Here is a 9,050-nt window from a genome sequence, read left to right on the forward strand (position 1 = left end):
CGGCTCCGGCTGCTGCCGCAGCACCGGTTGATCCGGCCAAGCAGGCTGCAATCAAGGACCTGCTGGACGCAATCGACGCACAGAAGCTCGTCGGCGCAATTGGCAACAGCGCGCAAATGCAAGCGAAGCAGCTGGTTCCGGCCATCCTGTCGGATGCCCTGAGCGAAAACAAGACGATGACGGACAAGCAGAAGCAAGCTTCCGTCCCCACGTTGCAAAAGAACTCGGTACCGAAGCTGGTTGACGGCGCGGGCCAGGTGTTCGCAACGGACGGCTTCCGCCAGGACGCAATGCAAGCTCAGTACGACGCTTATGCGAAGTACTACAGCACGTCGGAAATCAAGGATCTGACCGCGTTCTACAAGAGCCCGACCGGCCGCAAGTTCATCCAGGTCCAGGACCAGGTTGGCCGCGACGTCGTGAACGGCTTGATGCAAAAGTACATGCCGCAATCGATCAAGGCAACGCGTGACCAGGCTGACAAGGAAGTCGCTTCGATCAAGCCGGCTAAGTAAGTTTTGACGAAGTGAGTGGGCTCGTCATAGGCCTACTCGCTGAGCCGGCTGATTTAACTGAAAAGGTCGAAAAGTTGCGCTGACATCGCCCTGGCCGCTGCTCGGCAAGCTATACGGTATGCGGGGTTTGGCGGGTTAGCGGCGACAATGCGATAATGGCTGTTTGCGCACACGCGCGGACGGCCATTTTCTTTTTGGGCGCGAAATCGTTGTCAGACGTGCGCCGTTAAACTCGCGTCGTCGAGTTCGCGTCACAAACTTTGCCGGGGCTGCCGTTGCAGCGGTTGCCGGCTTCGCCGATTTTTGCGCGATCTGTTCTTTTTTCGCGCCAGCTTCCAGGATCTCACGATGCGCGTTTTTAATTTCTCCGCCGGCCCAGCGGCCATGCCCGAAGAAGTGCTGCGTCAAGCGGCCGACGAGATGCTCGATTGGCACGGCAGCGGCATGAGCGTGATGGAAATGAGCCATCGTGGCAAAGAATTCATGTCGATCCACGAGGAGGCGCTCGTCGACCTGCGCGAGTTGCTCGGGGTGCCCGCCAGCCATCGCATCCTGTTTCTGCAAGGCGGCGGCCTGGGTGAAAACGCGATCGTGCCGATGAATCTGATGGGCGCGAAACCGCGCGCGGATTTCATCGTGACGGGTTCGTGGTCGCAGAAGTCGCTGAAAGAAGCGCAAAAGTACGGCACCGTGCATCTGGCGGCCAGCGGTCAGACGGCTGAGGGCTTCACGCGCGCGCCGGCGCGCTCGGAATGGCAGTTGTCGGACGATCCGGCGTACGTGCATTTGTGCACGAACGAAACAATCCACGGTGTCGAGACGTTCGAGATCCCGGATCTCGGCGATATTCCGCTGGTGGCTGATGCGTCGTCGCACATCCTGTCGCGGCCCATGGACATTGCCAAATACGGTGTGCTGTTTGGCGGCGCGCAGAAGAACATCGGCATGGCGGGCGTAACGGTCGTGATCGTGCGCGAAGACATGCTGGATCGCGCGCAGGCGATCTGCCCGTCGGCGTTCGAATGGAAAACCGTTGCCGAGAACAATTCTATGTACAACACACCGCCCACCTACGCGATCTACGTCGCAGGGCTGGTGTTCAAGTGGTTGAAGAAGCAGGGCGGCCTTGCCGCAATGGAAGCGCGTAACCTCGAAAAATCGAAGCTCCTGTACGACGCGATCGATTCGAGCAGCTTCTATCTGAACAAGGTCGAGCGTGGCTCGCGCTCCCGGATGAACGTACCGTTTTTCCTCGCCGACGAGTCGCGCAACGAAGATTTCCTGGCCGGCGCGAAAGCGCGGGGAATGGTGCAGCTAAAGGGCCACAAGTCCGTCGGCGGCATGCGGGCGTCGATTTATAACGCCGTCCCGCTCGAAGGCGTCAAAGCGCTTGTCGAATACATGAAGGAATTCGAACAGCGCAGCGCCTGATCGTCTCAGGCATTCAGGCGCGCGCATCCTTTCCAGCACGCATTTGTGCAGCAGCTACCGGCAGGGCCGTTTTCACGCATGGACGACGAACTCAATACCCGACTCAAACCCCTTCGCGAACGCATCGACGCGCTCGACGCGCAGCTGATCGCGCTCCTCAATCAGCGCGCCGCGGTGGCGCTCGAAGTGGGCGAGGTGAAAAAGCATTTCAACGCGCCGGTGTTCCGCCCCGAGCGTGAGCAGCAGGTGATCGCGCGCCTGCAGGACATGAGCGACGGCCCGCTGGCCGGCGAGCATATCAGTGCGATCTGGCGCGAGATCATGGCCGCGAGCCGCGCGCTCGAGAAGACCATCAAGGCCGCGTATCTCGGTCCGGTCGGCACCTATAGCGAACAGGCGATGCACGAATACTTCGGTCAGTCGATCGAAGGTCTGCCGTGTCCGTCGATCGACGAAGTGTTTCGCTCGGTCGAGGCGGGCGCCGCCGAATTCGGCGTCGTACCCGTCGAAAATTCGACCGAAGGCGCGGTATCGCGCACGCTGGATCTGTTGCTGCAAACCCAGCTCACTATTGGTGGCGAATTGGCTTTGCCGATTCACCATAACCTGTTGACGCTGAACGGCGGCCTCACCGGCGTGACGCGCGTATGCGCGCATGCACAAGCGCTCGCCCAATGCCAGCGCTGGCTTGCAACCAATGCGCCGCACCTCGAGCGCCAGGCGGTGTCGAGCAATGCCGAAGCCGCGCGCATGGCGGCGGAAGATCCAACTGTCGCAGCCATTGCCGGCGATCGCGCCGCGACGCATTACGGTTTGCAAGTCGCGTACGCGCTGATCCAGGACGATCCGCACAACCGCACGCGTTTCGTGATGATCGGCCAGGAGCGCACCGGCATGAGCGGACACGACCAGACCTCGTTGATCGTGTCGGTGGCGAACGAGCCGGGCGCCGTGTTCAAGTTGCTGGAGCCGTTGGCGCGCCATAGTGTATCCATGACCCGTTTCGAGTCGCGCCCGGCGCGCGTCGGCACGTGGGAGTATTACTTCTATATCGACGTCGAAGGCCATCGCGACGAACCGGCGGTCGCCGCCGCGCTCACCGAACTTGGCGAGAAGGCCGCGTTCCTGAAGATACTCGGCTCGTATCCGCGCGCCCGCTAATGTCTGTCGAGGCGCGCTCATGCCAGCGGGGCGCGCCTGCCGCACCTTCATTTACTGCTAATTAGTCGTTCGGAGATTTTCATGACAACGTCTTTCGGTCCTTCCTATGTGCGCGCGATTGCGCCTTATATCGCCGGAAAGCCGATTTCGGAAGTGGCCCGCGAGTTTAACCTTGACGAAGCGACCATCGTGAAGCTCGCGTCGAACGAAAATCCGCTTGGCATGCCGGAATCGGCACAACGTGCGATCGCGCAGGCGGCCAGCGAACTCGGCCGCTATCCGGACGCGAATGCATTCGAATTGAAGGCGGCGCTGAGCGAGCGCTACGGTGTGCCGGCCGACTGGATCACGCTCGGCAACGGCAGCAATGACATTCTCGAGATGGCGGCGCATGCGTTCGTCGAGAAGGGGCAGTCGATCGTCTACGCGCAATATTCTTTCGCGGTGTACGCGCTTGCCACCCAAGGCCTGGGTGCGCGTGCGATCGTCGTCCCGGCCGTCAAGTACGGCCACGATCTCGACGGCATGCTCGCCGCGATCACTGACGACACTCGTTTGATCTTCGTCGCGAACCCGAACAATCCGACCGGCACGTTCATCGAAGGCGAAAAGCTTGAGGCGTTTCTCGACAAGGTGCCGCGTCATGTCGCCGTCGTGCTCGACGAGGCGTACACGGAATATCTGTCGGAAGAAAAGCGCTACGACTCCATCGCGTGGGTGCGCCGTTATCCGAATCTGCTGGTGTCGCGCACGTTCTCGAAGGCGTTTGGCCTCGCTGGCTTGCGCGTGGGCTTCGCGATTGCGCAGCCGGAGTTGACCGATCTGCTGAACCGTCTGCGTCAGCCATTCAATGTGAATACGCTGGCGCAAGCCGCAGCGATCGCGGCGCTGAACGACAAGGCGTTTCTGGAAAAAAGCGCGGCCTTGAATGCGCAAGGCTATCGCCTGTTGACCGCGGCGTTCGACAGGCTCGGTCTCGAGTATGTGCCGTCGGACGGCAATTTCGTGCTGGTGCGCGTCGGCAACGACAACGCAGCCGGCAACCGTGTCAATCTGGAACTGCTGAAACAGGGCGTGATCGTGCGCCCGGTCGGCAACTACGGTTTGCCGCAATGGCTGCGCATCACGATCGGCCTGCCGGAAGAAAACGCAGCGTTCATCGCGGCGCTCGAAAAGACGCTCGCGCCCGCGTAAGCGGTTGACCTTGACCCGCGCGCCTTGCTCGATGGAAGGCGCGCTTATTCTGTGACCGACGTGGCCGCGTTCTCTTTTAACAAGCTGGTGATTTTCGGTGTCGGCCTGATCGGCGGCTCGCTCGCGCGCGCGCTGCGCGAACGGGGCGAGACGGCTGGTGCGCGCGCGGTGATTGGGGTTGGGCGTTCGTCCGCGTCGACGGCGCGTGCGTTGGCGTTGGGTGTGATCGACGGCGCCGCGGCGTTGAACGACGACGTCGCATTGCGCGATGCGCTCGCCGGCGCCGACTTCGTGCTGCTTGCCGCGCCTGTCGCGCAGACCCAGCCGTTGCTCGAACGCATTGCGCCGTTTCTCGATGCCAACACGATCGTTACCGATGCTGGCAGCACCAAGTCCGACGTGGTCGCTTCGGCACGCGCGGCGCTCGGTGCGCGCATCGGCCAGTTCGTGCCGGGGCATCCGATTGCCGGCCGTGAGGCGAGCGGCCCGGATGCCGCGTTGCCCGATCTGTACGTGAACCGCAACGTCGTGTTGTGTCCGCTGCCGGAGAACGCCCCGGAAGCGGTCGAGCGCGTGGCCGCGATGTGGCGCGCGACCGGCGCGTGTGTGCGGGACATGACGCCCGAGCAGCATGACCGCGTGCTCGCGTCGGTCAGCCATTTGCCACATGTTTTGTCTTTCGCGCTGGTCGAGCAGATTCTCACTTCGCCGGATGCCGCGTTGAAATTGTCATTCGCCGCCGGCGGCTTTCGTGACTTCACGCGGATCGCCGCATCGAGCCCGGAAATGTGGCGTGACGTGTGCGTGGCCAATCGGGTTGCGCTGCTCGACGAACTGGACACCTACACGGCGGTGCTCGCGCGCTTGCGCGCCGCGATCGACGCCGGCGACGGCGCCGCGCTCGAAGCCGTGTTCGCGCGCTCGCGCGTCGCGCGTAACGAATGGCAGGAACAGCGCACTGCCGGGGCGGCCCTCGGCGACGCTTCGAAATAACCGGAATTGGACTCAATCATGGAATTCCTCGATCTCGGACCCTTTTCCCGTGCGTCTGGCACGGTTCGTTTGCCCGGTTCGAAAAGCATTTCGAATCGTGTGCTGCTGCTCGCCGCGCTCGCTGAAGGCGAAACGACGATCACCAACCTGCTCGACTCCGACGACACCCGCGTGATGCTCGCAGCGCTCGAAAAGCTGGGCGTGCGCTTGACTCGCGAAGGCGACACCTGTGTGGTGACCGGCACGCGCGGCGCGTTCACGGCGCGTACCGCCGATCTGTTCCTTGGCAACGCGGGCACGGCCGTGCGTCCGCTGACGGCGGCGCTCGCGGTGAACGGCGGCGACTATCGTATCCACGGCGTGTCGCGCATGCACGAGCGGCCGATCGGCGATCTGGTCGACGGCTTGCGGCAGATCGGCGCGAAGATCGACTACGAAGAGAATGACGGCTATCCCCCGCTGCGGATCCGCCCGGCGCGGATTCTGGCCGACGCGCCGATCCACGTGCGTGGCGACGTGTCGAGCCAGTTCCTGACTTCGCTACTCATGACGCTGCCACTGTTGCGCACGGAAAGCGGTGTGACGACCGTGCAGGTCGACGGCGAACTGATCTCGAAGCCGTACATCGAGATCACGATCAAGCTGATGGAGCGCTTCGGCATCAAGGTTGAGCGCCATGAATGGCACCGCTTCATCGTGCCGGCCGGGCAGCGCTATCAGTCGCCGGGCACGATCATGGTGGAAGGCGACGCATCGTCGGCGTCGTATTTCCTCGCGGCCGGCGCGCTCGGCGGCGGTCCGCTGAAAGTGGAGGGCGTCGGCCGGTCCAGCATCCAGGGCGACGTCGGCTTTGCAGACGCGCTGATCAAGATGGGTGCGAACCTGCAAATGGGCGATGACTGGATCGAAGTGCGCGGCGTCGGCAACGACAACGGCAAGCTCGATCCGATCGACATGGACTTCAACCTGATTCCGGACGCCGCGATGACGATCGCCGTCGCCGCGCTGTTCGCGGACGGCACGACCACGTTGCGCAACATCGCCAGCTGGCGTGTGAAAGAAACCGACCGGATCGCCGCAATGGCAACTGAACTACGCAAGGTCGGCGCCAAGGTGAAGGAGGGCGAAGACTACCTCGTCGTGACGCCACCCGAAAAGCTGATTCCGAACGCCGCGATCGACACCTACGACGATCATCGCATGGCGATGTGCTTCTCGCTCGTGAGTCTGGGCGGCGTGCCGATCCGGATCAACGATCCGAAGTGCGTCGGCAAGACATTCCCCGATTATTTCGAGCGCTTCACCGCGCTGGCTCAACCCTGATTCGCTCCCGAATCGACTGACGTGCGACTTTTTCGATGAAACCGATCCGTCCCTTTCACCAGACGCCCGTCATTACAATCGACGGCCCCAGCGCCTCCGGCAAAGGCACGGTGGCCGCGCTGGTTGCTGCGAGCCTCGGCTTCCACTTGCTGGATAGCGGCGCACTGTACCGGTTGGCCGCGCTGGCCAGCATGCGCTATAACATTGTCGCGGACGACGTCGACGCCCTCGTCAAACTGATCGACGACCTGCACATCACCTTTCGCGAGGGGCTGGCGCAACTCGACGGCGCCGACGTTTCAGCCGACATTCGTGCGGAAGAAGTCGGCAGCCGCGCTTCGGCGATAGCGGTGCACGCGCCCGTGCGGACCGCGCTGGTGGCCCGTCAGCGGGCTTTCCGTAAGGAACCCGGGCTAGTCGCCGATGGTCGGGACATGGGCACGGTGATCTTCCAGGATGCCATGCTGAAAGTGTTCATGACCGCCAGCGTCGAGGCCCGCGCGGCGCGCCGGCATAAGCAATTGATCCAAAAAGGATTTTCTGCTAATATAGATGACTTGCTCCGGGATTTGCGTGAGCGCGACGAGCGTGACAGTCAGCGCGCGGCCGCTCCGCTCAAGCCCGCAGCGGATGCGAAGCTGCTGGATACCTCCGCATTGTCCGTCGACCAGGCGGTCGAACAGGTGGTGCAGTGGTATGAAGCATGGGTCCCGCATGTTTGATCACTGCTTATAGCCATATGAGCAGTGGGCGCAGTAGAAGTACCGTTGTCAGTAGGTGCTCCACGTGTGCTTGGAGCGTGTATCAACCCCTTAACCCCGCGTGGCATTCGCATTCTGCCGAAGTTGCTGACCGTCCCGGCCAGCCGGGCACCGCGAGCACCATGCAAAATTTGATTTTTATGTCCGACCTGCAAACTTCCAACCCGAATACCGAATCTTTTGCGGCTCTGTTCGAAGAGTCGCTGACCAAGCAAGACATGCGCGCTGGCGAGGTGATTTCCGCCGAAGTCGTGCGTGTTGACCACAATTTCGTGGTCGTCAACGCTGGTCTCAAGTCCGAAGCCTACATCCCGCTCGAAGAGTTCCTGAACGACGCGGGCGAGGTAGAAGTGCAGGCGGGCGACTTCGTTTCCGTCGCGATCGACGCGCTGGAAAACGGCTATGGCGACACGATCCTGTCGCGCGACAAGGCGAAGCGTCTGGCTTCGTGGCTGTCGCTGGAAAAGGCCCTCGACAACAACGAACTCGTGACCGGCACGATCACGGGCAAGGTTAAGGGCGGCATGACCGTCATGGTCAACGGCATCCGCGCATTCCTGCCGGGTTCGCTGGTTGACACGCGTCCGGTCAAGGACACGACCCCGTACGAAGGCAAGACGCTGGAATTCCGCGTCATCAAGCTCGACCGCAAGCGTAACAACGTCGTGCTGTCGCGCCGTGCCGTGATCGAAGCAACCCAAGGTGAAGAGCGCGCAAAGCTGCTCGAAACGCTGAAGGAAGGCGCGATCGTGGAAGGCGTGGTGAAGAACATCACGGATTACGGCGCGTTCGTGGACCTCGGCGGTATCGACGGCCTGCTGCACATCACCGACATCGCATGGCGTCGTGTGCGTCACCCGAGCGAAGTGCTGTCGGTTGGCCAGGAAGTCACCGCGAAGATCCTCAAGTTCGACCAAGAGAAGAACCGCGTTTCGCTGGGTATCAAGCAGCTGGGCGACGATCCGTGGGAAGGCATTTCCCGCCGTTACCCGTCGGGCACGCGCCTGTTCGGTAAGGTCACCAACATCACCGACTACGGCGCATTCGTCGAAGTCGAATCGGGCATCGAAGGCCTGGTTCACGTGTCGGAAATGGACTGGACGAACAAGAACGTCGCACCGTCGAAGGTTGTTCAGCTGGGCGACGAAGTCGAAGTCATGGTTCTCGAAATCGACGAAGACCGCCGCCGTATCAGCCTCGGCATGAAGCAATGCAAGCCGAACCCGTGGGACGACTTCAGCCGCAACTTCAAGAAGGGCGACAAGCTGCAAGGCGCAATCAAGTCGATCACCGACTTCGGCGTCTTCATCGGTCTGCCGGGCGGCATCGACGGTCTGGTTCACCTGTCGGACCTGTCGTGGAGCGAAACGGGCGAAGAAGCAGTTCGCAAGTACAAGAAGGGCGACGAAGTGGAAGCGATCGTTCTCGGCATCGACGTCGAGAAGGAACGTATTTCGCTGGGTATCAAGCAGCTCGAAGGCGACCCGTTCAGCAACTTCGTTGCAATGAACGACAAGGGTTCGATCGTCGACGGCGTGGTCAAGACGGTGGACGCGAAGGGTGCAGTGGTTCAGCTGTCGGCGGAAGTCGAAGGCTACCTGCGCGCTTCGGAAATCGCACAAGACCGCGTGGAAGATGCTCGCAACGTGCTGAAGGAAGGCGACAAGGTCAA

At 61.9% G+C, this 9,050-nt stretch carries 8 protein-coding genes; all 8 read left to right on the forward strand.

The window, feature by feature from the left end; genetic code table 11:
* The coding region (locus tag QOC89_RS05630) for a DUF2059 domain-containing protein (RefSeq protein ID WP_323044126.1) at window positions 1-515 on the forward strand (515 nt) is incomplete at its 5' end.
* Between the two features lie 348 nt (window positions 516-863).
* Window positions 864-1,946 (forward strand): 3-phosphoserine/phosphohydroxythreonine transaminase, encoded by a 1,083-nt coding sequence (gene serC / locus QOC89_RS05635; RefSeq protein WP_323044127.1) that lies wholly within the window; start codon window positions 864-866, stop codon window positions 1,944-1,946.
* Window positions 1,947-2,024: 78 nt separating this feature from the next.
* Window positions 2,025-3,107 carry a prephenate dehydratase gene (gene pheA, locus QOC89_RS05640; protein ID WP_323044128.1) on the forward strand — a complete coding sequence of 361 codons (1,083 nt, stop codon included), beginning with the start codon at window positions 2,025-2,027 and terminating at the stop codon, window positions 3,105-3,107.
* 81 nt (window positions 3,108-3,188) lie between these two features.
* Complete coding sequence (hisC, locus tag QOC89_RS05645; RefSeq protein WP_323044129.1) at window positions 3,189-4,301, forward strand: histidinol-phosphate transaminase; 1,113 nt, start codon at window positions 3,189-3,191, stop codon at window positions 4,299-4,301.
* A 51-nt stretch (window positions 4,302-4,352) separates the two neighbouring features.
* Complete coding sequence (locus QOC89_RS05650) at window positions 4,353-5,294, forward strand: prephenate dehydrogenase (RefSeq protein ID WP_323044130.1); 942 nt, start codon at window positions 4,353-4,355, stop codon at window positions 5,292-5,294.
* Between the two features lie 18 nt (window positions 5,295-5,312).
* The gene (gene aroA, locus QOC89_RS05655; RefSeq protein ID WP_323044131.1) at window positions 5,313-6,617 is read left to right on the forward strand and encodes a 3-phosphoshikimate 1-carboxyvinyltransferase; all 1,305 of its coding nucleotides are present in this window, start codon (window positions 5,313-5,315) and stop codon (window positions 6,615-6,617) included.
* 35 nt (window positions 6,618-6,652) lie between these two features.
* Window positions 6,653-7,339 (forward strand): (d)CMP kinase, encoded by a 687-nt coding sequence (gene cmk, locus QOC89_RS05660; RefSeq protein ID WP_323044132.1) that lies wholly within the window; start codon window positions 6,653-6,655, stop codon window positions 7,337-7,339.
* A 161-nt stretch (window positions 7,340-7,500) separates the two neighbouring features.
* On the forward strand, window positions 7,501-9,050 hold a 1,550-nt coding region (gene rpsA / locus QOC89_RS05665), incomplete at its 3' end, for a 30S ribosomal protein S1 (RefSeq protein ID WP_323044133.1).

Source organism: Paraburkholderia sp. (genome assembly GCF_034668105.1).
Classification (GTDB): Bacteria; Pseudomonadota; Gammaproteobacteria; order Burkholderiales; family Burkholderiaceae; genus Paraburkholderia.